This is a genomic window from Candidatus Pelagibacter sp. PS_41 (assembly GCF_059417725.1).
Map to the genome: position 1 here is coordinate 392617 of NZ_CM182062.1, position 26641 is coordinate 419257.

The window sequence follows — 26641 nt, forward strand, 5'->3', positions numbered from 1 at the left end:
AGATAGCATGATTCCCATAAGAAATAGAAAAAAAACACTAGAAGTTACCATGGAAGAAATGAGAAATTTTTCCTTCGCTTACATAGAGAAATATGCTCCTTCAAAACAACAACTACGAACCTACTTATTAAAAAAATATTTAAAAGCAAATGTCCCTAATGTTAAAAAACAAGATATTACTGATTTGATAGATATTGTTTTAGTAGATCTTGAAAAAAGTAAATTTATTAGTGATAAATTTTATTCAGAAAGTAAATCAAGAAGCCTTATTCAAAGAGGTAGCTCAATTAATAAAATTAGAAACTACTTAATGGTAAAGGGCATTGATGACACCTACATCAAAGAAACTATTGATAAGATTAAAGAGGATAATTCTGATCAAGATTTTTTCTCAGGTATAAAGATTTGTAAAAAAAAAAGAATTGGACCTGCTAGAGCAGAAGACAATAGAACTTTATTCTACAAAAAAGATATTTCTTTACTTGCTAGAAATGGTTTTGACTTTGAAACATCAAAAAGAATAATGGATATTGATCAAGCTGACTATTTAAAGATAATTAAACTACTTTGATTTTTTTTTATCTTTCTTAACTAATTGGTTGATAATATTTTTGATATAGTTTCTAACAAATACAAAAGTTACAAGACCAAATATTGAAACTGAAACTATTATAATCAATATTATTCTTAATTGTTCATCCATTACAGTATATTTTTACTTTTTAAAATTAAACTTGGGTTTTTAAAACTTGGTTTACCATAAAGTATTTCACGACCATTAAAATCTGTTATTTTACCTCCTGCATGTTCAAGTATTGCGTGCCCTGCAGCAATGTCCCACTCACAAGCTCTAGGCTCAGCAACATACATATCAAATTCACCAGCAGCAATTACACAGAATTTCAAGGAGCTTTTCATTTTTTGATATGACGTAATATTATTTTTTTTATGTATTTCTAAAATTTCTGGTTTTAATTCATTAGAGTAACTTACAGCTGTTATTGTATTATGATTTTTTTTTTTATTTATTAATTGAATTTCTTGAGTGTTAATCAACTCATAACTATGTGATAATCCATATGAGTAAAAAACTCTATTTTTTGCAGGAGCAGTTATAATTCCTATTGCTGGTTTTTTATCTAAGATTAATGATGCATTTAGAGTAAACTCATTTCTATTATTTATATAATCCCTAGTTCCATCTATTGGATCTATTAACCAAAAATTATTTAAATCAATATCCTGCTTGTGATTTGCACTCTCTTCTGAAACAATTATAATATTAGGTGTAATCTCTTTTATTTTATTAGTAAGAAGTTTATTAACCTCAATATCTCCATTGCTTACAGGCGTATTGTCCGACTTAGTTTCTTTTGTTAATCCTGCTTCTCTAAGATCTAAAGCTACTTTTCCTGCTTTATTAAAAGTATCTATTAACGAAAGGGTTATTTTTTTTTTCTTCTAAATTCATTTATATAATTTTTTTAATTCTATTAGTTTAGAGTTGATTACTTTTTTTCCTACATTTTCAAAATTTACTGTAACTTTACCATTAATTATTGATTGAACTTGTCCAATACCCCATTCTTTGTTGTCAGGATTAGTTACTTTGTCACCAGGTTCAAAATCTAAAATCATTAATTTACTTATAGATAATATACTAATAAATATTAGTAAATATGACAAAATTGAATTCAATTGGAATAGCCAAAGATCCAAAAGATACGTTAGTTGTTGTTGCTATGTCTGGAGGAGTTGACTCCTCTACAGTTGCAGCGATGATGAAAAACGAGGGCTATAACGTTATTGGAATAACACTAAAGCTCTACAATGATAATAAAGAAACCGCATCTTCAAAACAATGCTGTGCCGGACAAGATATTATGGATGCAAAAAGGGTAGCTGATAAATTAAAAATTGAACATAAAATTTTATATTATCAAAATAAATTTAAAGAGGGAGTTATTGATAACTTCATTGATAGCTATCTAAATGGAGAAACACCCATTCCTTGTGTTCAATGTAATAAAACAGTTAAGTTTACAGATTTGTTTAAAGAAGCAAAAAGATTAAAAGCTGATGCGCTAGTTACAGGACACTACGTAAAAAGTATAACAGACTTTGATAATACTGATATGTACCGTGGAATTGACTTAAATAGAGATCAAAGTTATTTTCTATTCAATACAACAAAAGATCAATTAAATTTTCTAAGATTTCCACTTGGAAACTTGCTAAAAGATGAAACTAGAAAAATAGCAAGAGATTTAGATCTTAATGTTGCAGATAAACCTGACAGTCAGGATATTTGTTTTGTTCCAAATGGTGATTATGCTTCTGTTATAGAAAAATTTAGACCTAATTCTTTTAGCAAAGGCAACATCAAGAATATTGACGGTGATGTAATAGGAGTACATGATGGCATAATTAACTATACAATTGGCCAAAGAAAAGGAATTGGTGTTTCCGATAAAAATCCTTTGTATGTAATAAAAATAATTGCTAATAAAAATGAAATAATCGTTGGCTCTAAAGAGCATCTTGTTAAAACAGAAATAAATTTAAAAGATTTAAATATTATTACTAATAATCATAAAGATTTTGAAAAAGAATTATTAGTCAAAGTTAGATCCACTGGAAGACTAATAAAAGCTAAAATTGATATAAACAGCACTACAGCTAATGTTCTTTTATTAGAAGAGGAGCATGGTATTGCTCCAGGTCAAGCGTGTGTTTTTTATTCAAAAAATAATAATGGGTATAAAGTTCTTGGGGGTGGGTGGATAACTAATTAATTTTTTTTTTCCACATCAAATAAGTTAATAGATAAAATGTTATTACGCCTATAAAATAATTCCACTCTAAACCATGTTTAAAAAATTTTACACTAAAACCTAAAAAATTATTACCTGGTAAACTAATTATAGGGACACTTATTACTGCTACAACAATTAAAATGCTTACAAGATATAATTTTAAAGTTAGATAAGTTTTATTAATATACTTAGATAGTTTATCTTTAAAAGAGTATAAAGTTGCAACTAGATATGCTTGGGCAACAATTTCAAAAATTATAAACATAAGCATAACAACACGTCTGAATAATTTATAAAAATCATTATCAAATTTTATTCCTAGGAAAATTGAGTGAACAGTTAAGGCTATTGCCGAAGCTATCCCAAAATAAACAAATTTATTAATATATTTATGATTTTTTTCAAATGAGGATGCAATAGCTTTATTGAATAGCCAATATTTAATTAATAGGAATGAGGTTAAAAACATTGCTGGTTTAAAAACAAGCCACGACGGATAAGGTCTTGCAGTTCTGCTGATGGAAGCTCCTCCATCAAAATAAGGTATTGTATTGTGGATGATATCCTCTTGATTAGGAAATAATTCTTGAAATTGGGTTATTAGTATTAAGCAAGTATTTACTGCAACAAACGGTACGATAAAAATCCATATACTTATGGACTTAACCCTGTTGATCTGCTCCATTGGAAACTATTTCTTTTTATTTTTTCTTTTGGCTCTTCTTTTTTTAGAACCCTGTTTTCTTCGACCTCTATGTTTTTTTGGGTAACCCATACTATCCTATAATTAATTTTATTGACGTAATTCGAGGGATATAGCATTCTCCTATGAACTTATCAAATTTTTTATGACTAAATCTTTTAAGACATTCATTAAACATACAGCTAAAGATTACCATAATCAGTCAGTCAACCCTCCAATTGTTAGAGCATCAACTATTATCTTCAAATCCATGCAAGATATTAGAAAAATGCAAGAGAAAAGCAAAAAAGATCCAACGGGTGGACATTTTGATTATGGAAGACAAGGTACATCAACAACACATATTTTATCACAAATTCTTAAAGAAATTGAAGAGGCTTATCATGTTTTTTTAACTCCAACAGGATTTGGTGCAGTTTTTTTGTCAATCTTCAGTGTTACCCGACCAGGTGATGAAATTATTGTGGCTGATCCCACATATTCACCAACAAGAATTTTAACAGAAAATTTTTTAAGTGAGTTTAATATAAAATCAATTTTTTATAACCCACATGATCTGAAAACTTTAGAAAAAGCAATTACAAAAAAAACTAAATTAATTTTTGTTGAAAATCCAGGAAGTAACACATTTGATTTTCAAGATTTAGGTAAAATAGTTTCAATTGCAAAAAAGAATAAAGTTTTAACTGCAATTGATAATACTTGGGCAACACCATATTTTTTAAAACCTATGAACTTAGGATTTGATATGTCTATAGTATCAGCTACCAAATATTACTCAGGACACTCAGATGTAATGGGTGGAACTTTAGCTGTTAATAAAAAAGTTTTTAAACAAGTTGACAAAACAAATAAAATTACCGGTCTAAGACTTGGACCAGATGATGCGTATTTAATAACAAGGGGTCTTAGGACTTTAGATGTTAGGTTAGACAGACATCAAAAAAATGCAAAGTTAGTTGCAGAATTTTTGTCTAATTACAAAAATATAAAACTTTTATATCCCCACAAAAAAGATTCATTCAATTTTAGAATGTGGAAAAAATATTATTCTGGTGCATCAGGATTAATGGGTCTTAAAATAAAATCTAAAAATAAGAATTCTGTGATCAAATTTGTAAATTCTCTTAAGTTATTTGGCTATGGTTATAGTTGGGGTGGGTTTGAAAGTTTGGCTTTATATCAAGACAAAAGAGAACAGGGCAATAGAAAATATTTAAAATTAGCAAAAGATGAACATTTAGTTAGATTACATATTGGTTTAGAGGATCCAAAAGATCTCATTGATGATTTAAAAAGATCTATTAAACACGTTAAATGAGTTCAGAAAAATTTATTCAAAATAGAACAGCTTTAATAACGCTGATTGCAGCCTGTATTGTAGTTTTAATTTCTCTTGGAGTTAGACAAACTTTTGGTTTGTTTTTTATGGATTTTAAAAATGATCTGGATATCTCAATAACTCAATCTGGATTAGCAATTGGCATTCAAATGTTAATGTGGGGTTTAACTGGTCCTATATTTGGAGCCATTGCAGACAAATATGGTGGACATAAAGCGATTTGTTTAGCTTTTATTTTTTATATTTTAGGAATTTATTTTTTATATGCTGGTCCAAATACTGGAATTTTTTTTCAGATAGATTTAGGACTTTTAGTTGGAATTGGTTTGGGTGGAACAGCAATTAGTATTCCAATGTCCATTGTTGGAAAACATTTTCCACTATCAAACAGAACTATAGCAATGAGTATAGTGACAGCCGTTGGTTCTTTAGGATATTTTATCTCTCCGCTTTATACGAGTTATTCGTTAATTAAAAATGGATGGGTGGACACACTTTTTGTATTCACGATATTCTTATTTATTGGACTTATAGTGGCTTTCTTTGTTAGATCTCCTTCTTTATCTCAATCCATTGAAAAACCAAACAACCAAAGCGCTATAGAGGCATTTAAGGAAGCTTTCAAAAACAAAAGTTATATACTTTTAGTCTCAGGGTTTTTTGTATGTGGTTTTCATATAACTTTAGTTGGAACACACGTCCCAAAATACGTAATAGATAGAGGTTTAGAAAGCTGGACGGCTGCTGCAATATTGTCATTAATTGGATTATTTAACATATTTGGTTCTTTATTAAGTGGATATCTATCTACAAAAATTAGTAAAAAAATTATCTTAAGCTCTATTTATGCATTGAGAGGAATTTCAATTATATTATTCATATTTTTACCCGCAAGTAACATTAATGCATTTATCTTTGGTGCAAGTTTTGGTTTTTTATGGCTTTCAACAGTACCTGCTACAAGTGGAATAGTTGCTCATATTTTTGGAACAAAATATCTTGGTATTCTTTATGGAATAGTTTTTTTAAGTCACCAAGTAGGCTCATTTTTTGGAGCATTTCTTGGAGGACTATTTCATGATTTATATGGCTCTTATGATTATGCTTGGTATTTAGCAATTGCTTTATCTGTTTTTGCAGCAATAATACATTTACCAATTAAAGAAGAGGCAGTTCTAAGACTAAAAACAGAATAGAAATTGAATAAGAAAAACTACTTACTGGATTTAAATAATTCAAAGAAACCCTTCATAATCTATAAATCAGATAAAGGGTTTGATCTTTATACAGACTTTTCGAAAAAGATCATTTTAAACAATAATAATATTAAAAAATTTATTAATAAAAATAATAGATCGAGATCCCCCCACAAAGAAACAGATCTATTTATCGGTTTTTTTGGCTATGAAATATTAAATAATTTAATTGAGGTAAAAATTAAAAAACAAAAAACAATAAGTTTCCCTAAAGGAATATTTTACAAACCTGAAACAAAAATAAAACTTTCAAATAATCTTGAGTATAACAAGACAAGATCATTAAATGCTAATGATTTATTTAAGATAAATATTAATAACAAATCCTATAAGAAAATATTTGATAAATTTAAAAAGAAAATAAAATCTGGAGAAACATACCAGATTAAAATTTGTACGAAATATAGTAATAAATCAGAAATTGATGCTTTAGACTTCTTTTGTAGACTTGTAAAAAGTAATATGGCACCCGAAGCTTTTATGATTAAGGATAAAAATTATTCAATAATAAGCTGCTCACCTGAAAATTTGATAACAAAAAAAAATAATTTTATAACAACGAAGCCTATAGCAGGCACTTTAAAAAAAACTAAAAAATTAAATAAAAATAAAGCCCTTACTTTTTTTAGAAAAAACTTAAAAGAATCCAAAGAACACAACATGATTGTTGATATGGAAAGAAACGACCTATCTAAAATTTGTAAACCAGGTTCAGTAAAAATTTTAAAAAAGAAGATAGTTGAAGAATACAAAGATCTTTATCATTATGTGAGTTTAATTGGAGGACAACTCAAGAATAAAGTTACCTCATTAGAGATTATAAAAGCAATGATGCCAGGGGGTTCTGTAATAGGATGTCCTAAAATTAGTACATTAAATTTGTTAAACAAACAGGAAAAACAAAGTAGAAATATTTATACAGGTAGTTTTGGTTACTTAAAGTTCAATGGGGATATGAGGTTTAATATCATTATTAGAGCGATATTAAATTTTAAAGGTAAATCAGAAATTTCTGTGGCTTCAGGAGTGGTAATTGACAGCAATGCAGCTCATGAATTTGATGAAAACTATATTAAAGCAAAGTCATTAATGGATCTTTACAAATGATATACATTATCGATCATCATGACTCTTTTACTCAAAACGTAGTGCATCAATTTCAAAATTTTGATGAAGTGGTTTGCACTAATTTTAATAAAATAAATCAAAGTAAATTAAAAAAAGCAGATATTATTGTTTTTTCACCAGGTCCAGGTGCTCCAAAAAACTACCCAATTAGTTCTGAGATTTATAAAAAATTCAAAGGTAAAAAAAAAATTATTGGAATTTGTCTTGGGTTTCAACAAATTCTTCATTGTGAAAATGGAAAAATAATTGAACAAAAAAAGATTTACCATGGTTTCCAATCTAAAATAAAAGTAACTAGCAAAAACTCATTATTTAAAAGAAATAGTCAATTCACTGTAGGTAGATATCACTCTCTAAAATTAAAAGAGCCGTTTACTGCCAAAAATTTTGAAATTACAATGAGGTGTGCTATTTCAAATACAGCAATGACAATAGAAAATAATAAAGAGAAAATATATGGCTTTCAATTTCACCCTGAATCTTTTTTAACTGAAAATGGTAACTTACTTATTAAAAAAATCTTATCAGCTTAAAACCAACCAAGAAATTAATTTTAATGATCTTTGGGGGGACAAGGGTGTGTTTACAACAATGTGGATTTTTGGAAAACCAGCAAAGATACTTTTTTTTAAAAAACATATTAAAAATTTAATTAAATCTTTAAAGGTTTATAAATTAAATACTCCCAATCTTGAAAAAAATATTCTTAAATTAATAAAATTAAATATTGATAGAAAAAAATCTTATAATCATCTTCTTAGGGTTGCTGTAAATAAAAAGATGATATCAATTTCATTAAGAAACAGAAAAACTCCCAAATTAAATTTTAATTTAAAACTCATAAATCATAAAAGATTTGATCCTAAATATAAAAATCTTAAATATAAGTTTATACTTAAGCATTTATCAAAAATGAATAATACCACCTCGGATGTGGGACTTTGTTACAAAAATACTATCTTAGAAAGTGGAACTTCAAATATGCTATTTATAAAAAATGATAAAGTATATTCTCCACTTAATAATATTTACAAAGGTATAACTTATAGGTTTTTTAAAAAGAAATTAGGAAAAATTATTAGTAAAGATATTTTGATTAAAAGTTTATCTGAGTATGATGAAATCCTTCTTATTGGCTCTGGAAAAGGTGTTGCATCAATAAAAAATATTAATGAAATTAATTGGAAGAGAAAAAGTTTAAAATTTTATAAAATATTTTCTAGTTTTTATAAAAGTGAAGTTAACAAATGTTCTATCTATAAATAATATTTATGTTCGACCCAAACAATCCTTGTCTATTCTGCAATTCTAAACAAAGTGGTTTGGCCGCTGAAAATGAGTTTGCTTATGCTAGTTATGACACATATCCTGTGTCTGAATTTCATTGTTTAATTATTCCAAAACGTCATGTTAGGGATTATTTTGATTTAAATGATGATGAGGTGATTGCTTGCAATAATTTAATCAAGCAAATTAAAGAAGAAATAATGTTAAAAGATCCTGCAGTTAAAGGGTTTAATATTGGAACAAATGCTGGCGCTATTGCTGGACAGTCAATCTTGCATTGTCATATTCATTTAATTCCTCGTAGAGAAGGTGATGTTGATAACCCACAAGGAGGAGTTCGGTCGGTTATACCAAAGCAACAACATTACAAGCGCAAGGTGTAAAACCTTATATGATAAAATAACCCATATAAAACGGTTGATCTATTATTTTAACTGTACTAAAAAATCACAATCAATATAGAATCTAAATTAAGGTACTACTAATTATGATGTCAATTAACCCTTTTTCAGTTTTGGCTGAAACTATATCTCCAGCAACTATACAATTTTTTGTATTAGCAATGATTGCTCTTATTATTATTGGAACAATTATTCAGATGATCCATCATAAAAATGTTACTTATTTTTTTAATAACGCAAAAAAAGCAAAATTGTCAGCTGATAGAGAATTGGGTGCAGCTGAAAAAACATCAGTAATTTTAAAAACTGTAGTACATGACATTGCAACAACAGCAGAACTTGGAGCTGGAAAAAGAAGAGTTGCGCATGTACTAGGTATGTATGGCACTATTTTATTTTGGGTAGCCTCAGTTGTAATGGTTTTTTGTTATACTGGGAAAGAAATAATGACACCTACAATATGGCCAATGATTTGGCATATTGGAGCAATTATGACTTGTGTTGGTGGATATTGGTTTTGGTTATTTTTAAGAGTTGATGTATTAGCCGAAGCTCATCCTTGGTATAGAATTATTAAAGCAGACTTATTTGTTTTAGCATTATTAGCTTGCGCAACTACTGGACTTGCATGGTCTTATTTTCAATCATCAAATTCAATGGGACTTAGTTATTTATTTTTAATTTTATTTATTACCTCAAACATTGTTTTATTTGGGGGAGTTTATTGGTCAAAATTTGCACACATGTTTTATAAACCTGGTGCAGCTATCCAAAAAAACTTAGCTGAAGCAGATGGTTCAAGAGATAATCTTCCTCCACTTGCAGATGCACCAAAACAATTTGGATTAGGCATTAAAAGAGAACAACCAAAGCACTATTAATAGAGAGAGGTAAAATAATATGTCAACTTTTGTATACATGACGAGATGTGATGGATGTGGTCACTGCGTAGATATTTGTCCTTCAGATATCATGCACATTGATGAAAATATTAGAAGAGCAGTAAATATCGAACCTAACTTTTGTTGGGAATGTTATTCATGTGTAAAAGCGTGCCCTAATCATGCAATAGATGTTCGTGGTTATGCAGACTTTGCACCAATGGGTCACAGTGTTAGGGTTAGACGTGAAGAAGAAAAAGGAACTATCTCTTGGAAAATTAAATTTAGAAATGGAACTACAAAGGATTTTGTGTCTCCAATTACAACAAAGCCTTGGGGAAAATTTATACCAAAATTAGCTGAAGTTGATAAACCTAATCAAGGTGAAATTAATTCACAAAGACTTTACACTGAACCAAAAGGTTTAAATATTGATGGAGATTTACCGTCAGTTCCAAAAGACTCATTTAAAAAAGGAGTTTACTACTAATGGCTAAGCATAAGACACATTTTGAAGATTGTGATGTTTTAGTAGTTGGTGGAGGTATGGCTGGAACAGGTGCTACATTTGAAGCTAGACACTGGGGCAGAGATATGAAAATCATCTGTGTTGAAAAAGCTAATATTGATAGAAGTGGAGCGGTTGCTCAAGGTCTTTATGCTATCAACTGTTATATGGGTATGCAGTGGGGAGAAAACCAACCCGAAGATCATGTACGATATGCTCGAAATGACTTAATGGGAATGGTTAGAGAAGATTTAGGATATGATATGGCTCGTCACGTAGATTCAACTGTTCATATGTTTGATGAGTGGGGATTACCAATGATGAAGAATGAAAAAACTGGCCGTTACCTTAGAGAAGGTAAATGGCAGATCATGATTCATGGAGAAAGCTATAAGCCAATTGTTGCTGAAGCTGCCAAAAAATCTGCTGATAAAATTTATAATAGAATAATGATTACTCATCTTTTAATGGATGAGACTCAAGAAAATAGAGTAGGTGGTGCTGTAGGCTTCAACATGAGAACCGGTGATTTTCATGTATTTAGATCAAAGACTGTAATCGTTGCAGCTGGTGGAGCTTCTCATATTTTCAAACCAAGAGCCGTTGGTGAAGGAATGGGAAGAACTTGGTATGCACCATGGAGTAATGGTTCTGCTTATGCATTACCAATTGCAGCTGGCGCTAAAATGACACAAATGGAAAATAGAATTGTGTTATGTAGATTTAAAGATGGTTATGGTCCAGTTGGAGCATATTTTTTACATCTTAAAACTTATACTCAAAATGCGAATGGAGAAAACTACGAGAAGAAATGGTACGACCAAACTAAAGAATTAGTTGGTGAATACATTGACCATCATCCAACTCCAACATGTTTAAGAAATCATGCATTTATTCAAGAAACAATGGCAGGTGGTGGACCAATTCACATGGTTACTACTGAAGCATTCCAAGATCCACATTTAGAGACTGTTGGCTGGGAAAATTTCCTTGGTATGACGGTTGGTCAAGCTGTTGTTTGGGCATCACAAAATATTGACCCTAAGTACACAAATCCAGAACTAACAACATCTGAGCCTTACGTTATGGGTTCTCATGCAACTTGTTCAGGAGCTTGGGTAAGTGGACCAGAAGACTTATCTCCACCAGAATACTTTTGGGGATACAATAGAATGTTAACTATTGATGGACTTTTTGGTGCTGGAGATACAGTTGGTGGAAGTGCGCATAAATTTTCATCTGGATCTTTCACAGAAGGACGTTTAGCTGCAAAAGCTGCTGTAAAATATATTGAAGATAAAAAAGCTGAAGGAATTAAAGTTTCTGATAAACAATGTGAAGATTTTAAAGCTACAGTTTATAAACCTTTGGAAAACTACACTGTAGGTCAAAACGAAATTACTGGTGGAACAGTTTCACCAAGCTACATTTCACCTATTCAAGGACTACAACGTCTACAAAGAATTATGGACGAATATGTTGGAGGAATTGCAACTAACTATATGACCAATGGTAATATGCTTAAAAGAGGCTTAGAATTATTGGCTTGGTTAGAGGAAGATTTAGAAAACGTTGGTGCTAAAGATTACCACGAACTAATGAGAGCTTGGGAATTAAAGCATAGAGCTTTAACTTCACAGTGTGTTACAGAACATACTATGTTTCGTGAGGAAACACGTTGGCCTGGTTACTATTACAGAGGTGATCACATGAAACTTGACGATGATAATTGGCATTGTTTAACGGTTTCTAGACGTGATCCTAAAACTGGTAAATTTTCACTTGAGAAAGTTCCAGTTTATCACATAGTTGACGAGAACGAGAAGAAAAAAGCTTCTTAAAATAGTAAAACTTAAATTATGAATTTATTAGAGAAATCTGATGATGAGATTATAGCAATTGCTAATCCTATTTGGGACAATCTTGTTAAAACTTCAAATATGAAAGATTATGGTGGTTTCACTAAAGATTTTGGTACTCAAATGTTGTTTGGTGCGAATGAAGTTGAGCTTGGAAAGCAGTGGGCTAATAATAAGCTTTTAACAAGCTTAAAAGAAGACTATCAGGCATTTGGCTGTTTAAGACGAGGCCAAAACATCACAGTTCTATTCAAACAGAGGAGTAAGGAAATTGAAGGTGAGTTCCTTGGAAGATTGGTCCTTGGTGTTGAGGGGGATGAAGTCAAAGTTTTTGGAGCGACCATCTACTAATAAAAAAAAATCATTTTAGATAAACTATTTATTTGACAAATAATTAACTGGGTGTATTGACGGTTGTAATGTCAATTTTCAACATAAAAATAATAAATAAACTTTCAAATTTTAAAGCAACTTTAATAAAAACAGGGATCTTCGTTAGTCTAGCTGCTTATTGGGGTGTTATTTTAATTGGAACTTTTATCACATTTAATTAGGTTGTTTTTTAACAACTATTAATTTTTTATGGAAGTATTTTTACCAATAGCACAAGTATTTGTTAACCCCATTGAAATACTTTTATTAAGTGCAATCGTTGGAGTGCTCTCAGGTTTATTTGGTGTTGGTGGTGGTTTTTTAATGACACCATTTTTAATTTTTTTAGGTGTACCACCTGCATATGCAGTTGCAAATGAAGCTAACAATATTCTTGCAACATCGGTATCAGGATCAACAACTCATTATTTAAAAAATACTTTAGATTATAAAATGGGTCTTATGATTGTTATTGGTGGAACTATTGGAACTACATTAGGTATTTATACTTTTACATATTTTAAAGGTATTGGAAAAATTGATACAGTTATTTCTTTAGCCTACATGTATATACTTGCAATAATTGGCACATTAATGTTAGTCGAAAGTCTTGGAGAAATAGACAGAGCAAAAAGAAATCTTATTATTAAAAAAAAATTACATGTTCATTATTGGATACATGGTCTTCCATTAAGAATGCGATTTCCAAAATCAAAATTATACGAAAGTATATTTACCCCAATTATAATTGGTTTAATTGTAGGATTTATTGCAGCTATTATGGGTATAGGAGGTGCTTTTATATTGGTACCTGCAATGATTTATATAATTAAAATGCCAACAAAATTAGTTCCAGGAACTTCTCTGTTTGTAACAATTTTTGTGAGTGTCATAGTTACTTTTTTGCATTCATTTAATTTTGGATCTATAGATTTAATGCTAGTACTAATGTTAGTTATTGGATCGATTATAGGTGTTCAAATAGGACAAAAACTTGGTGAAAAAATTGATAGTTCTGGTTTAAAAGCACTACTGGCAATTTTATTATTGTTAGTTGGTATAGCTATTGCTTATGATACTTTTTTTGCTGAGCAAACTGAAAAAGAAATAATACAAGTATTAACTTCAGATTTAAACTTTTTCTCATTATTTATTTTAGAATTTTCAGAAGACATGCCATTTTTTTATGGATTATTTTCAATTATGTTTGCAATTATTTTAGGAGTTGGAACCGCTCTTATTAGACGTGTTTTTTCTAATTTTAAAAAAAAGATGTTACTGAAGAAATCTTAGTTTAAGAAATTAATATAAAATTCTATACTTAAAATACTAACCAAGCCTACTGTCGCCATCCCTATAAACCCCACCAAAAATGGTTTGTAACCCATACTTTTAAGATCTTTTAGATTAGTAGACAAACCAATAGCAGCCATCGCCATTGTTAAAAATATTTTTGATGATGATTTGATAGTATCAACTGCTTCTAGCCACAAATTATTATAAGTGTTTAAAAAAAATTGATCTCCAATATTCCTTAAAATTATCATAGCCACAAAACCTAGTACAAAATAAGGAAAAATTGCAATTATTGAATAGTCTTTTTTAACAACATTATTTCTATTATAAAGATATGCAAATAGAGGAATCATTATTACCAGAAATGTATTTCTTATTAATTTTGTTACTGTTGCAACATTCAGTGCTTCGGGACTATTAAATTGTTGATCATAAATAAGTCCAGCAGCAGCTACTTGAGATGTTTCATGAATTGATGTCCCCAAAAATAAACCAACAAACATTGGCTCAGCATCAAAATAATGGTTGGCAAAATAAGGGTATAAGAGCATTGATAAAATTCCAAACAATGTGATGTTAGCGATTGCATAAGATACTTCATTTTTTTTTGCACCTATTACAGGAGCAGTCGCCATAATTGCTGTTGTCCCACATACGGTGCTGCCAATAGAAATCAAATAGGCCATTCTAGTAGGGATTTTGAGTTTTTTAATTAATAGCTTTATAACTATCAGTACAGCTACAATACAAATTATGATTAAAGGTATTGCTATTGCACCAAATTCTATAAACTCAAAAGGTTTTAACTGAATTCCTAAACAAATTATTCCAAGTTTGAGAATATATGACTGAGTAAATTCTAAACCTTTAACGAAGTTGTTTCTCATTTGAAATATGTTTCCAAAAACCATTCCAAGTAAAATAGCAATCATTGCTGTAGATATTGGGCTTTTTTCATAGCCTAACAATTCAATTCCAATGATATTATTAAAACCTTGAGATAAACTGTAGAGAACAAATGCTAAAATAATACCTGGTACAACGACCAGGTATTTTTTAAATATCATGAATATTTATTAGATTTTATTATTAAGCACTTCTGTAAAGTTTAGTCATAACAAACTCTTTATGACCTAAAGCTTCTGCGCAAGTCAATCTGCCATTAGCAACTCTAATCATCGATTTAATTAATTCATCACCTGCTTCAGACATGTTCATCTCACGTGATAATATTTTTGATACATCACAATCAATATGTTCACCCATGCCTTTTACAGTTAATGGGTTGGCAGTTAATTTTACAACTGGTTCAATAGGGTTACCTACAATATTACCTTGACCTGTTGGGAATAAATGAATGTTAAATCCAGCAGCTGCTTGAAGGGTAATACACTCTGCTGCAGCAGATGAAGTATCCATAAAGTATAATCCTTTTCCTTTAGTAGGTTCTTCAGCTGGCTCTAAAACATCGATAAACTTACAATTTCCAATTTTTTGGAAATTTCCAAACGCTTTTTCTTCAATTGTAGTTAATCCACCTGCAATATTTCCTGCAGTTGGTTGACTTTCAGAAAGGTCATCTGTTGCTTCTTTTAAAATAAAATCGTTGTAATCGCTCCATGTTTTCATGAACTTTTTTGAGGCTTCAGGGGTTGCACCACGTGTAGCGCAAACTTTTTCAGCACCAGTTAACTCTGATGTTTCACCAAAACATAAATGAACTCCTAATGGCTCTAATTTATCCATCAGGTTTCCAACAGTTGGGTTAGCAGCAAGACCTGATGTTGTATCAGATTCACCACATTTAACCGAAATCCATAAATCACTTAAAGGACATTCTTCTCTTTGTTTTTCAGAAGCCCACATTGCAAATTCTTGAGCTTTTTTAGAAGCTTTCATAATTGTTCCAATATCACCAGTTCTTTCAATATGAAATCCTTCAACAGGTTTTCCAGTTTTAGCAATTTCATCAACGATTCTTTTTGTCCACTTAGGTTCAATTCCAATAACAATTACAGCAGCAACGTTAGGGTTTTTTCCAGTCCCAATCATTGTTCTAAAGTGTAAATCTAAATCAGCACCAAATTGAAGTCTTCCATAAGAGTGAGGAAGGGCAATTGTTCCTTTAATGTTGTTTGCTACAGCTTCAGCACAAGCATTTGAAATATCGTCTACAGGCAAGATGATCACATGGTTTCTAGTACCAACTCTGCCATTTTCTCTTTTATAACCTAAAAAACTTTTTGGAATTTCCATATTTTTTACCATTTCTTAGTTTTTACATTATGAACATGAACATGCTCACCTTTTTTGATTGATTTAACTACTTTTCCAATATCATGACCATATTTCAAAATAGTGTCACCTTCGTTAAGATCAACCATTGCAATTTTATGTCCTAATTGAATTTCGTCAACAGATTGAATTTGAACTGTTTTATCATTCTCCATAATCCAGCATGCACAATCTTGTTTTGGAGTGATTTTATCAATAACAACTACTCCTACGTTGTCTTTCTCATCATGTATTATAATATCTGTGGCCATAATTGGGTCGATTTGTTTGTTTGAAATTTTTAAATTCTTATATATTAATCTTAAAAATTAACAAATTATTTATAGATTTTTTTAACAAACTTAAGCAGGAAGGCCTAATTATTATGACTAAAATGACAACTGAAGAAGCTTTTGTAAAGGTTTTACAAATACATGGTATTGAACACGCATTCGGAATTATTGGTTCTGCATTTATGCCTATTTCAGATATTTTTCCTGATGCTGGAATTACTTTTTGGGATGTTGCTCATGAAACAAACGGTGGATTAATTGCTGATGGTTACACAAGATCTACTGGCAAAATGTCAATGGTTATTGCTCAAAATGGTCCTGGAATTACCGGTCTTGTTACTCCTATTAAAACTGCATACTGGAACCACACACCATTATTATTGGTAACACCTCAAGCTGCCAATAAAACTATGGGCCAAGGTGGTTTCCAAGAAGTAGAACAAATGAATTTATTTAAAGATATGGTTTGTTATCAAGAAGAAGTTAGAGACCCTTCAAGAATGGCAGAAGTATTAAATAGAGTAATTGAAAAAGCGATCAGAGGATCAGCTCCTGCACAAATAAATGTACCAAGAGATTATTGGACACAAGTTATTGATATTGATCTTCCTCCAATTGTTAGACTTGAAAGACAAGCAGGTGGAGTTGATGCAATTAAAAAAGCAGCTGACTTATTATCAAACGCAAAGTTTCCAGTAATATTATCTGGTGCAGGTGTTGTAATTGGTGGAGCGATTGAAGATTGTAAAAAATTAGCTGAGAAATTAGATGCTCCAGTTTGTTCAGGTTATCAACATAATGATAGTTTTCCAGGAAGTCACCCATTAGCTGCTGGACCGTTAGGTTATAATGGATCTAAAGCTGGAATGGAATTAATTAAAAAAGCTGATGTAGTTCTTGCACTTGGTACAAGATTAAATCCTTTCTCAACCTTGCCAGGTTATGGAATGGATTACTGGCCTAAAGATGCAAGTATTATCCAAGTTGATATGAATTCAGATAGAATTGGTTTAACTAAAAAAGTTACAGTTGGTATTTGTGGAGATGCAAAATTAGTATCTCAACAAATTTTAGCTCAACTTTCTCCAACAGCAGGAGATACTAATAGAGAAGAGAGAAAAAACATAATCCACCAAACTAAATCTGCTTGGTTGCAAGAGCTATCAAGCTTAGATCATGAAGACGATGATAAAGGAACAGTTTGGAATGCTGAAGCTAGGAAAAGAGACTCTGATAGAATGTCTCCTAGACAAGCATGGAGAGCAATTCAAGCAGGTATGCCTGATGATGTAATTATTTCAAGCGACATTGGAAACAATTGTGCTATTGGAAATGCATACCCTACATTCGAAAAACCAAGAAAATATTTAGCGCCAGGATTATTTGGTCCATGTGGATATGGTTTTCCAGCAATTCTTGGAGCAAAAATTGGATGCCCTGATACACCAGTAATTGGTTTTGCAGGTGATGGTGCGTTTGGTATTAGTATGAATGAGATGAGCTCATGTGCTAGAAAAGAATGGCCAGCAATTACGATGGTGATTTTTAGAAATTACCAATGGGGTGCTGAAAAAAGAAATACTACTTTATGGTTTGATAATAATTTTGTTGGCACTGAACTTGATCCAGAATTAAGTTATGCAAAAGTAGCTGATGCTTGTGGTTTAAAAGGTGTTACAGTTCGTACAATGGAAGAGACTACAGTTGCTCTTAAACAATCATGCGAAGATCAAAAGAAAGGGATTACAACATTTATTGAAGTAATTCTTAACCAAGAACTGGGAGAGCCTTTCAGAAGAGATGCTATGAAAAAACCAGTTAAAGTTGCAGGGATCAAAAAAGAAGACATGATCAAGCAACCATCATTGGTATCTTAAGATCTTTTAAAAATATCTTATCTGTCATAATCTAACTGCATGAATGTAGTTAATGATACTGGTTGTAGTTGGATTAATGATCTTGCTAGAAGGTCTAATATAAAAGTTTTAGATAAAGATAAATCCTGTGATTGGTTAATAGTAGGTGCTGGTTATACAGGCTTGTCTGCTGCTAGAAAATTATCAGAACTACACCCAAATCAAAAAATTATTATTGTTGATGCCCAATTAGCAGGTGAAGGTGCTAGTGGAAGAAACTCAGGATATTTAGTCGATACAACCCTTAACGATGGTTTTACCTCAAATAAAGAACTTTCTAATTATAAAAAGAAAACAGACATTTATAAATTAGGAATTGATGTTGTAAAAAAGTTTATCAAAGAGCATCAGGTAGATTGTGATTGGAATGAAAGTGGAAAGTATTTTGCCTCATCAAATGAAAAAGACAGAAAGATATTAGAAAATTTTAGTAAAACTTTATTAAAATTAAATTTTGAGCATAATATTTTAGATAAAGATGATTTAAGTAAAAGATTGGGTACGAATTTTTATAATTTAGCACTTTATACTAAGGGAGGAATTTTACTACATCCTGGAAAATTAGTCAGAGCTATGATTGACACTTTACCAGATAATGTTGAGCTATTAGAAAATACTCAATTAGATGAATGGTCAAAAAATATTGATACTATTATTTGTAAATTTAATAATCATAAAATAATTACTAAAAAAATTATTTTTTGTACTAATGGTTTTTTAAAATCACTTGGTATAAAAAATAATTATAATTTCCCATTAACTTTGACTGCAAGCATGACAAGACCATTAACTGATACAGAGTATAAGTCCATTGGTGAGCCCAGAGAGTGGGGAGTATTACCTGTAAGACCAATGGGTGCAACTATTAGAATGACAAAAGATAAAAGGATTTTAATTAGAAATACTGCAGAAGTTCATAATCCTTTTAAAATGTCTAAATCAGAGTTGGATAAAAGATCTTTAAATCAAAAACTTGGAATAAAAAAAAGATTTCCAAGTTTAGCAGATGATATTATTGTATCTAGTTGGTCTGGGGTTGTATCCAGAACTAGAAATAGTTCACAAATTTTTGAAAAAATAGAAGATAATGTTTTTGTAGCAGGTTGCTATAATGGTTCTGGTATTGGAGTTGGAACTTTATTTGGTGAACAGATAGCAATTAAAGCAAGTAATGAAAATAGTGATGAAATTAATATAATAGAATCTAGAAGTAAGCCTACATGGCTTCCACCACAACCATTTTTAAATATAGGAGTTAAAACAAGATTGATATTTGAGAGATTTAGATCTCGATCTGATATTTAAATATGATTACTATTAAGAAGTCTTTTTTTAACTTCCTTTGGAGTTTGAACCTAACTAAAATCTGAATACCTAGAGTACTACTAAATCCAACTTTTGTTTTCCTAATCTTTCATTACCATTCTCGGTCACTAAATAAGTTTCCCCTAAATTCATAGCAAGGTTACTTTCTGAGTCCATTAGGATCATATGCATAAAGAAGACGTTTCCTGGTGTGATGATATATGGATTACCTGTGTATAGCATAGGCCAGTCCATCCAATTTGGTGAGAAGGTTGTCCCTAATGAATAACCACAAGCATTCATTCTTGCTTTATTGTATCCAAGATTATCAAAAGTTTTAGCGTGTATATCGAATACATCTCCAGCAGTTTTTCCTGGTATTAAAGTCTTTGCACAATTGGTTAAAGCCTCAACACAAGCCTCATGCATTTTAATATGTTTGGGGTCAGCTTTACCAATAGGAATGGTTCTAAACATTGCAGAGTGATAATGTTTATAAGTTCCAGCCCATTCAATAGTTAATTGATCAGTATCAGATAAAATTCTTTTCTCTGATTGATATCTACATAGTAATGCGTTGTGTCCAGATCCAATTATATATTCATTTGCTGGGTAGTCACCGCCACCCTCTAAAACTACTCTTTGCATTTCAGCTAAAATCTTTGCTTCACTAGCGCCAGCTTTTGTATGCTTCCATGCTTCATCAAGGGCTTGATCAGCAAGCTCTGCAGCTTTTTTTACATAAACAATCTCCTCTTGAGATTTAATAACCCTATGTTTGGTAATTAATTCTGATTGATCTTCTACCTCACAATAACCTTTCAGTGACTTATTAAGTCTTAAAGCATTACGACCTGTCATACCGTAAGCTTCATACTCAATACCAATTTTTTTATCTTTTAAATTTAGTTCATTTAAGATGATTTTAAGATCATCTGTTGGATTAGACTGGTCTTTATCTACCCAAATTCTTATATCTTCAATATTTGAAGTGTTTTGAGCCTGTCTTAAATCTGGAGCTCTTGTTAAAAGAATAATATTTCCTTTATGGTCTAATATTAAAGTTTGAAAAAAAACATAGCCAAAGGTGTCATAACCTGTGAGCCAAAACATAGATTCTTGTCTGAACATTAAAAGAGCATCAAGATTTTGCTCTTTCATAGACTTTAATGTTGCTAGTTTTCTTTTTTCAAATTCTTGTTTACTAAAGTGTAACGCCATTAAAAAATTTTTTAAAAATTAATGAATAATTGCTTTGGCAGATCCAAGTTGATCTACTTTTCCAGTGTAAAGACCTTTACCTAAAATTGGCACAACCCCAACAGTTGATCCAGTGAATACATAAAAATCTTTATCAAGATTTACTTTATCTTTTTTTAATTCATTCAAAACAAATCTAAGTGAATTAAGCGGATTTATATAAACAGTATTTGTATTTCCATTAACAATTTGCCCAATTTTTTTATTAGTAATATTTGTCTTTAAGTTTCCAATTTTTATTCTTTTGTATTTCTTCTTTTGACCAATCAAAAATTTAACGTTAGCACCAAAATCACTACATAAATCACCAAAGCTAGTTATGCCTTTTTTCTTTTGTCTATAACCTATAACCTCAATACAAGGAGCCATATATGAAATGTACTTTGTTACGTTTTTCATAGTAATTGATCTCTTAGATGAGAAAAAATTTTTTTTAATTAAGTAGCAAACCTCAAGCTCTATACCTAAAGTAGATTTGTTAATTTTCACTTTTTTTCCACTTTTGATAAAATTCTTTTTAAAGATTGCAGCGTAGAAAGGTTTCTTTTCTTTAAGTTTTTTCATTACAGGTATTCCAGTACCCGCAGCTTTAAATCCAATTATTGGATCTTTAACTTTACTCTCACATAATTTTCTTAGTTTTTGAGCTTCACCTAATTTTTTTGTAAATTTAGCTGGAAGAGGAGCAATTATTTTATTGTTTACAAAGGCATTAACTAATTTATCTGCTGTTTTTTCTAATAAGGTTTTTTTCATTATTGAATGTTTAATATAGTTGCAGGATCTAGTCTAGTACCAAACCAATTAAGCCTTACATCCAGATGAGGTCCAGTTGATCTACCAGAGGAACCAACAGTTGCGATGATGTCTCCTTTTTTAACGTGATCACCTACATTTACAAAAATTTCATCCATATGCATGTAGAGAGTTGAAACTCCATGGCCATGATCAAAAATTAAAGTAGCACCAGTATAAAACAAGTCTTTTTCAGCCAAAGTAACTATACCGTTATTCATTGCTTTAATAGGAGTACCTTTTTTTTGAGCAAAATCTAAACCATAGTGTGGCCATTTGGGTATACCATTTAAAATTCTTTGACTACCATAAACACCGGTAATTATTGCATCATCAACTGGAATAATAAATTTTTCCTTAAAAAATTGTAAGTCACTTTCTATTTCTCTTGCATCAACAATTAATCTATTTTCTCTTTTTATTCTTTCGTAGAATTCTTTAGGAGGGGTAACTTTTTTTTTAGGCAAACCTTCTATTTTTTGAATATTATATTTCCTCTTTTGAATCTTTTTTATGATATCTTTATTGTTTTCAGTAATTATGATGTCAAATTTTCTATCTTTTTCAATTCCAAATGCAAAATAACCATCTTTTGAGACTTTAACTTTTTTCTTATCTACTAAGATTAAATTACCAGGTTCAGTTTTTCCAATAATGTAATGTCCTTGAATGAATTTTCCCTGAAATTCTAACGCAAAAGATTGGGTTGTAAAAAAAATTGCTATTAATATTAGCAATCTAGACATTATTGAGCAGTCCAACCACCATCTATTATTATAGATGTTCCTGTAATCATAGATGAAGCAGATGAAGCTAAAAAACAAACACTTGTTGCAATATCACTTTCTGTTGCTGCTCTGCCTATTGGGATATTTCCTAAAGCAAGTTTTTTAAATGCTTTATTTTTAAAAAATCTTTTAACCATTGGTGTTTCTACAAAAGTGGGGGCCACCGTATTTACTCTAATATTATTTTTTGCAAGCTCAACACCCATCCCTTTAGTTAAACCCTCAATACCAAATTTTGTCATATTATAAATATTTCTACCAGCCATTCCAACATGACCAAGTTGAGAGGACATATTAATAATTGACCCACCTCTTTTTTTATTCTTTAGCATTTTTTTAACAACTAATTGAGCAACATTAAAAGCAGCTTTTAGATTTAAATCTACTAAGTAATGCATGCTTTCTTGTTTAATTTTTTCAAAAGGTTCTGGAATATTTGTTCCAGCATTATTAACCAAAACATCTATGATTTTAATTTTATCTAGATTTTCTTTTAATTCTTTGTAATTCATTACGTCACAATTAACTTTGATAACTTTACCTTTTAACTTTTTTATTTCTTTTTCAAGCTTATCAAGATCCGATTGTGTTCTGCTCAATGCAATTATTGTAGCTCCAGCTTCAGCAAGAGCGATAGAGCAGGCTCTTCCCAATCCTTTACCAGCACCTGTAACTAATGCATATTTGTTTTTAAGGTTTATTTTTTGTAAGTACATTTAAATAAATAATTTTAAATCAGTATAAATTAATTCGATTGCGACAACCAGTATAGCAATTAAACCAATCCAGGCTATCCATTTATATTCATTAATCCATCTTGAAATTACAGTGGCAGCTGTTGCCATAAGAATTATTGATAAAGCTAAACCAAATACTAATAATACATAGTGATCACCAGCAGCACCAGCTACACCCAAAACATTATCCAAACTCATTGTAAAATCAGCAAGTAAAACAGTCCATATAGCTTTCATAAAGCTTGAATTATCTACTTTAATATCTTCATCACTTGACTGACCTTTGATTACGTCTGTGTAGAGTTTGTAGACTATGTAAAGGAGAAGTAATCCTCCTATCAATCTTAATCCTGTTATTTGCAATAAATAAGCAGTTAACATAGTTAAGATTATTCTTAAAATTACCGCACCACCTATTCCCCAAAAGATTACTTTTTTTCTTTGTTCAGGTGGAAATTTAGAAGCAACCATTCCAATAATAATGGCATTGTCTCCTGCTAAAACTAAATCAATAAAAATAATTTGAGTTAAAATAACTAGCTGTTCTGGACTTATCAATTCAGCAAACATCAATTGTTTAGTATCATATCAGCACCTTTTTCTGCAATCATTATTGTAGGTGCGTTAGTATTTCCAGAAGTAATGTTGGGCATGATTGAAGCATCAATTACTCTTAAATTATTTATACCATGAACCTTTAATTGATCTGTAACTACTGCACTATCATCATTTCCCATTTTACAAGTGCCAACAGGATGAAATATTGTTTGTGCATAGTCTGCTGCAGCTTTTAAAATTTCTTCATCCTCATTAAGATGAATTCCAGGCCTATATTCTTCTGGTTGATATTTTTTAAATGTTTCTGATTCTAAAACAATTTTTCTAGTCAATTTAAGACCCGCTGCTGCAATTCTTCTATCTTCATCTGTTGACAGATAGTTCATTTTTATTTTTGCGTAAGTTCGAGAGTCTTTATCTACAATACTTATATGTCCTCTACTAGTTGGTCTTATATTAGAAACAGTAGGAGTAAATGCATGGAAATCATGATTTTTAGTTGCACCTAAAGTATCCATACTCATAGGTTGAACATGCCATTGCAAATCAGGCAATTCTATCGAAGGATCACTTTTAGCAAACATCCCAAGTTGACTGGCTCCTATAGTCATTGGACCGCTTCTATTAAAAACATATTCTAACCCAATTAATAAATTACCAATAAGACTATTAATTTTTTTATTAAGTGATTTTAAATTTTGAATTTTATAAATAGGTCTGAACATTAAATGATCCTGTAAATTTTCACCAACACCTTTCAATTCATGAACTACTTCAATACCTAATTTTTTAAGTTTTTTTGAGTCTCCAATACCAGAAACTTGTAAAAGTTGTGGAGATCCAATTGCCCCTGATGATAAGATAATTTCTTTATCAGCACCGACAGTAAATAACTTATTATCGACCCAGTACTCAACCTCTTTAGCAATTTTATTTTCAAAATTTATTTTTTTTATATGTGCATTTATAATTATTTTTAAATTAGATCTTTTTTTAATTGGATTTAAATATCCAACGGCTGTACTACATCTAAATCCATCTTTTTCTGTAACTTGATAATAACCAGAACCATGATTGTTGCCTGTATTAAAATCATCTGTTTTTGGAATTCCAAACTCTTCTGCTGCATTTCTAAATTCATTTAATAAAGGTAAACTCATTCTTTGATTTGAAATTGAAAGAGGTCCCCCAACACCATGATATTCATTTTTACCTCTTTCTTGATTTTCAGCTTTAATAAAATAAGGCAAAACATCATTCCAACTCCAACCCTTATTTCCTAACTGTCTCCAAATATCATAATCTCTGTGCTGTCCTCTTATATAAAGCAAACCATTAATAGATGAACTGCCACCCAAAGTTTTACCTCTTGGATATCTAATAGATCTATTGTTCATAGTTTCATCCGGCTCAGTGTTGTAACACCAATCCACATTTGGATTGTGCATAGTTTTAAAATAACCAACTGGTATATGAATCCATGGATAATTATCTTTGCCACCAGCTTCAATTAAAAGAACTTTATGATGAGGATTTTCAGACAATCTGTTTGCTAGTACACAACCTGCTGAACCAGCTCCAAGTATGATAAAATCGAATTTGTCCATGACTTAGGTCTTATAATATCTAAAAAAATAAAATACTAGCGTTAGCAATGAAAATAACTTAGTTTTTTTTTATATTAACACTTGTTTCTAATTAAATTTTTTGAGAAGGTCTCGTACATAAAAAAACACAATAAGAAGGAAATATTAATATGAAAAAAATAATATCTTTGTTCGTTGGATCACTTCTACTTACTGTAATGACAGTAACAGGTGCATCCGCACAAACTCTTAAGTGTCAAACAGTAATTAGTTCAAAAGCTGATGAAGTGGTAATGTTAAAAGATTTCACTGACACAGTAACAGAATTAACTGGTGGATCACTTAAGTTCGAAATTATGCCAGCAGGCGCTGTAGTAGGTGTAAAAGAAACTTTAGATGCAGTTGATAAAGGATTAATCGATTGTGGTTTTGCTTGGACTCACTACTGGTCAGGTGATCACCCAGCAGCTATGTTATTTGGTTCGCCAGTAGCAGGTGCAGGTGTTGGTATCGATAACATCGCATTTTTATCTTGGTTCCAATACGGTGGTGGTAAAGAACTTTACGACCAACTATGGTCTGAGATGGGAAGAGACATCAAAGGATTTATGTTACAACCAGTAGGCCCTGAAGCTTTAGGTTGGTTCAAAGAGCCAATTAATAGCATGGCTGACTTTAGAAAGTATAAGTTCAGAACTCCTCCGGGAATTCCAGGACAAACTTATAAAGATATCGGTGTAGCTTCTGTTGCAATGGGTGGTGGAGATATTCTCCCAGCTCTTGAAGCAGGAACAATTGATGCTGCTGAATGGTGTTGTCCAAAACCTGACATGACATTCGGTTTCCAGAAAGTTCTAAAACATTACTACCTACAAGGTCTTCACCAAGTAGTAGTAAATGCTGACTTCTATATTACAGGCTCTAAATACAAAAAGATGTCTGCTTTAGAGAAAAAAGCTTTAGAAGTTGCTGCGAATGCATCTCTATCAAAATCAATGAGTTACAGAATATATGAAAACGGAAAAGCTCTAGCTGAGTTGACTGGAAAACACGGTGTGATTTTACATGATACCCCAGCTGATTATTTCCCAGCATATATGGCTGCTGCAAAAGCAAGTTTAGAAAAAAATGCTAATGAGAACAAATTCTTTAAAAAAGTTTGGGACTCTCAAAAAGCATTTGCTGATATTGCAGTGCCTTTCTGGTCTGGATCTCAAATGTCTAACGCTAAGCTAGGAATGGCTCACGCTGAAACATTAAAGTAGTATTTAGAAAAAAAA

The 26641-nt window shown here is 30.9% G+C and carries 30 protein-coding genes; 17 read left to right on the top strand and 13 right to left on the bottom strand.

Translation table 11 applies throughout. The features are described from left to right. Nucleotides 1-7: 7 nt before the first annotated feature. Nucleotides 8-571 carry a regulatory protein RecX gene (locus AC5SL8_RS02095; RefSeq protein WP_494580471.1) on the top strand — a complete coding sequence of 188 codons (564 nt, stop codon included), beginning with the start codon at nucleotides 8-10 and terminating at the stop codon, nucleotides 569-571. Here AC5SL8_RS02095 and AC5SL8_RS02100 read toward each other — a convergent pair. Genes AC5SL8_RS02100 through AC5SL8_RS02110 form a run of 3 tightly spaced genes read right to left on the bottom strand, consistent with a single transcriptional unit; the run spans nucleotide 563 to nucleotide 1638 of the window. Then, nucleotides 563-703, bottom strand: coding sequence for a hypothetical protein (locus AC5SL8_RS02100; protein ID WP_494580473.1), 141 nt, complete (start codon nucleotides 701-703; stop codon nucleotides 563-565). The two genes, AC5SL8_RS02095 and AC5SL8_RS02100, sit on opposite strands and share 9 nt — an antisense overlap. Beyond that, nucleotides 703-1449, bottom strand: a complete 747-nt coding sequence (locus AC5SL8_RS02105; RefSeq protein ID WP_494580793.1) for a 3'(2'),5'-bisphosphate nucleotidase CysQ family protein — start codon at nucleotides 1447-1449, stop codon at nucleotides 703-705. The genes AC5SL8_RS02100 and AC5SL8_RS02105 overlap by 1 nt, the downstream gene beginning before the upstream one ends. A gap of 18 nt (nucleotides 1450-1467) precedes the next feature. After that, complete coding sequence (locus AC5SL8_RS02110) at nucleotides 1468-1638, bottom strand: DUF3553 domain-containing protein (protein WP_494572664.1); 171 nt, start codon at nucleotides 1636-1638, stop codon at nucleotides 1468-1470. 41 nt (nucleotides 1639-1679) lie between these two features. Between AC5SL8_RS02110 and mnmA the strand changes: the two genes are divergently transcribed. Beyond that, nucleotides 1680-2795, top strand: a complete 1116-nt coding sequence (gene mnmA, locus AC5SL8_RS02115) for a tRNA 2-thiouridine(34) synthase MnmA (RefSeq protein WP_494580475.1) — start codon at nucleotides 1680-1682, stop codon at nucleotides 2793-2795. Here mnmA and AC5SL8_RS02120 read toward each other — a convergent pair. Next, entirely contained in the window at nucleotides 2788-3501 is a 714-nt protein-coding gene (locus AC5SL8_RS02120; RefSeq protein WP_494580477.1) for a hypothetical protein, read from the bottom strand. The two genes, mnmA and AC5SL8_RS02120, sit on opposite strands and share 8 nt — an antisense overlap. 163 nt (nucleotides 3502-3664) lie before the next feature. Here AC5SL8_RS02120 and AC5SL8_RS02125 point away from each other — a divergent pair, with 163 nt between their 5' ends. The 12 genes from AC5SL8_RS02125 to AC5SL8_RS02180 all read left to right on the top strand — a co-directional run bounded on the left by AC5SL8_RS02125 (nucleotide 3665) and on the right by AC5SL8_RS02180 (nucleotide 13846). Then, the gene (locus tag AC5SL8_RS02125; protein WP_494580478.1) at nucleotides 3665-4840 is read left to right on the top strand and encodes a trans-sulfuration enzyme family protein; all 1176 of its coding nucleotides are present in this window, start codon (nucleotides 3665-3667) and stop codon (nucleotides 4838-4840) included. After that, nucleotides 4837-6057, top strand: coding sequence for an MFS transporter (locus AC5SL8_RS02130; RefSeq protein ID WP_494580479.1), 1221 nt, complete (start codon nucleotides 4837-4839; stop codon nucleotides 6055-6057). The genes AC5SL8_RS02125 and AC5SL8_RS02130 overlap by 4 nt, the downstream gene beginning before the upstream one ends. A gap of 3 nt (nucleotides 6058-6060) precedes the next feature. Further along, the gene (locus AC5SL8_RS02135; protein WP_494580480.1) at nucleotides 6061-7224 is read left to right on the top strand and encodes a chorismate-binding protein; all 1164 of its coding nucleotides are present in this window, start codon (nucleotides 6061-6063) and stop codon (nucleotides 7222-7224) included. Then, the gene (locus AC5SL8_RS02140) at nucleotides 7221-7778 is read left to right on the top strand and encodes an aminodeoxychorismate/anthranilate synthase component II (RefSeq protein WP_494572658.1); all 558 of its coding nucleotides are present in this window, start codon (nucleotides 7221-7223) and stop codon (nucleotides 7776-7778) included. Before AC5SL8_RS02135 ends, AC5SL8_RS02140 begins: the two co-directional genes overlap by 4 nt. After that, a complete protein-coding gene (locus tag AC5SL8_RS02145; RefSeq protein WP_494580482.1) occupies nucleotides 7741-8511 on the top strand; it encodes an aminotransferase class IV in 771 nt (256 codons plus the stop codon). The genes AC5SL8_RS02140 and AC5SL8_RS02145 overlap by 38 nt, the downstream gene beginning before the upstream one ends. A gap of 5 nt (nucleotides 8512-8516) precedes the next feature. Then, nucleotides 8517-8915 (top strand): HIT family protein, encoded by a 399-nt coding sequence (locus AC5SL8_RS02150; RefSeq protein ID WP_494580484.1) that lies wholly within the window; start codon nucleotides 8517-8519, stop codon nucleotides 8913-8915. 104 nt (nucleotides 8916-9019) lie between these two features. Continuing rightward, the gene (locus AC5SL8_RS02155; protein ID WP_494580486.1) at nucleotides 9020-9814 is read left to right on the top strand and encodes an adenylyl-sulfate reductase; all 795 of its coding nucleotides are present in this window, start codon (nucleotides 9020-9022) and stop codon (nucleotides 9812-9814) included. A gap of 19 nt (nucleotides 9815-9833) precedes the next feature. Next, nucleotides 9834-10304 carry an adenylyl-sulfate reductase subunit beta gene (gene aprB / locus AC5SL8_RS02160; RefSeq protein ID WP_494580488.1) on the top strand — a complete coding sequence of 157 codons (471 nt, stop codon included), beginning with the start codon at nucleotides 9834-9836 and terminating at the stop codon, nucleotides 10302-10304. Next, nucleotides 10304-12163, top strand: coding sequence for an adenylyl-sulfate reductase subunit alpha (gene aprA, locus AC5SL8_RS02165; RefSeq protein WP_494580490.1), 1860 nt, complete (start codon nucleotides 10304-10306; stop codon nucleotides 12161-12163). The genes aprB and aprA overlap by 1 nt, the downstream gene beginning before the upstream one ends. A gap of 18 nt (nucleotides 12164-12181) precedes the next feature. Then, nucleotides 12182-12532, top strand: coding sequence for a hypothetical protein (locus tag AC5SL8_RS02170; protein ID WP_494580492.1), 351 nt, complete (start codon nucleotides 12182-12184; stop codon nucleotides 12530-12532). Between the two features lie 68 nt (nucleotides 12533-12600). Continuing rightward, a complete protein-coding gene (locus tag AC5SL8_RS02175) occupies nucleotides 12601-12735 on the top strand; it encodes a hypothetical protein (protein ID WP_494580494.1) in 135 nt (44 codons plus the stop codon). 28 nt (nucleotides 12736-12763) lie between these two features. Continuing rightward, the gene (locus AC5SL8_RS02180) at nucleotides 12764-13846 is read left to right on the top strand and encodes a sulfite exporter TauE/SafE family protein (protein WP_494580496.1); all 1083 of its coding nucleotides are present in this window, start codon (nucleotides 12764-12766) and stop codon (nucleotides 13844-13846) included. On the opposite strand, the gene AC5SL8_RS02185 is transcribed toward AC5SL8_RS02180, so the two are convergent. From AC5SL8_RS02185 to AC5SL8_RS02195, 3 genes are read right to left on the bottom strand one after another with little or no spacing between them, the layout of a single operon-like run. Next, entirely contained in the window at nucleotides 13843-14916 is a 1074-nt protein-coding gene (locus tag AC5SL8_RS02185; protein ID WP_494580498.1) for a YeiH family protein, read from the bottom strand. The two genes, AC5SL8_RS02180 and AC5SL8_RS02185, sit on opposite strands and share 4 nt — an antisense overlap. Before the next feature lie 22 nt (nucleotides 14917-14938). After that, nucleotides 14939-16105, bottom strand: coding sequence for a UxaA family hydrolase (locus AC5SL8_RS02190; protein ID WP_494572649.1), 1167 nt, complete (start codon nucleotides 16103-16105; stop codon nucleotides 14939-14941). A 5-nt stretch (nucleotides 16106-16110) separates the two neighbouring features. Then, nucleotides 16111-16395, bottom strand: a complete 285-nt coding sequence (locus tag AC5SL8_RS02195) for a UxaA family hydrolase (RefSeq protein ID WP_006997074.1) — start codon at nucleotides 16393-16395, stop codon at nucleotides 16111-16113. Between the two features lie 113 nt (nucleotides 16396-16508). Here AC5SL8_RS02195 and xsc point away from each other — a divergent pair, with 113 nt between their 5' ends. Continuing rightward, nucleotides 16509-18293 carry a sulfoacetaldehyde acetyltransferase gene (gene xsc / locus AC5SL8_RS02200; protein ID WP_494580500.1) on the top strand — a complete coding sequence of 595 codons (1785 nt, stop codon included), beginning with the start codon at nucleotides 16509-16511 and terminating at the stop codon, nucleotides 18291-18293. A gap of 39 nt (nucleotides 18294-18332) precedes the next feature. Continuing rightward, nucleotides 18333-19637 carry an NAD(P)/FAD-dependent oxidoreductase gene (locus AC5SL8_RS02205; protein ID WP_494580502.1) on the top strand — a complete coding sequence of 435 codons (1305 nt, stop codon included), beginning with the start codon at nucleotides 18333-18335 and terminating at the stop codon, nucleotides 19635-19637. A 69-nt stretch (nucleotides 19638-19706) separates the two neighbouring features. Here the strand turns inward: AC5SL8_RS02205 and AC5SL8_RS02210 are convergent, their stop codons facing one another. The 6 genes from AC5SL8_RS02210 to AC5SL8_RS02235 are packed head-to-tail and all read right to left on the bottom strand — an operon-like array spanning nucleotide 19707 to nucleotide 25382. Then, nucleotides 19707-20858 carry a M24 family metallopeptidase gene (locus AC5SL8_RS02210; RefSeq protein WP_494580504.1) on the bottom strand — a complete coding sequence of 384 codons (1152 nt, stop codon included), beginning with the start codon at nucleotides 20856-20858 and terminating at the stop codon, nucleotides 19707-19709. Nucleotides 20859-20876: 18 nt separating this feature from the next. Further along, nucleotides 20877-21653, bottom strand: coding sequence for a fumarylacetoacetate hydrolase (locus tag AC5SL8_RS02215; RefSeq protein ID WP_494580506.1), 777 nt, complete (start codon nucleotides 21651-21653; stop codon nucleotides 20877-20879). Further along, nucleotides 21653-22438 carry a M23 family metallopeptidase gene (locus AC5SL8_RS02220; protein ID WP_494580508.1) on the bottom strand — a complete coding sequence of 262 codons (786 nt, stop codon included), beginning with the start codon at nucleotides 22436-22438 and terminating at the stop codon, nucleotides 21653-21655. Before AC5SL8_RS02220 ends, AC5SL8_RS02215 begins: the two co-directional genes overlap by 1 nt. Further along, entirely contained in the window at nucleotides 22438-23196 is a 759-nt protein-coding gene (locus tag AC5SL8_RS02225) for an SDR family NAD(P)-dependent oxidoreductase (RefSeq protein ID WP_494572643.1), read from the bottom strand. The genes AC5SL8_RS02220 and AC5SL8_RS02225 overlap by 1 nt, the downstream gene beginning before the upstream one ends. Further along, on the bottom strand, nucleotides 23197-23787 hold the full coding sequence (locus tag AC5SL8_RS02230; protein ID WP_494572642.1) for a TerC family protein: 591 nt from the start codon (nucleotides 23785-23787) through the stop codon (nucleotides 23197-23199). After that, nucleotides 23787-25382, bottom strand: a complete 1596-nt coding sequence (locus AC5SL8_RS02235; protein ID WP_494580510.1) for a GMC family oxidoreductase — start codon at nucleotides 25380-25382, stop codon at nucleotides 23787-23789. Before AC5SL8_RS02235 ends, AC5SL8_RS02230 begins: the two co-directional genes overlap by 1 nt. Before the next feature lie 149 nt (nucleotides 25383-25531). Between AC5SL8_RS02235 and AC5SL8_RS02240 the strand changes: the two genes are divergently transcribed. Beyond that, entirely contained in the window at nucleotides 25532-26626 is a 1095-nt protein-coding gene (locus tag AC5SL8_RS02240) for a TRAP transporter substrate-binding protein (RefSeq protein ID WP_494572640.1), read from the top strand. Nucleotides 26627-26641: the final 15 nt, after the last annotated feature.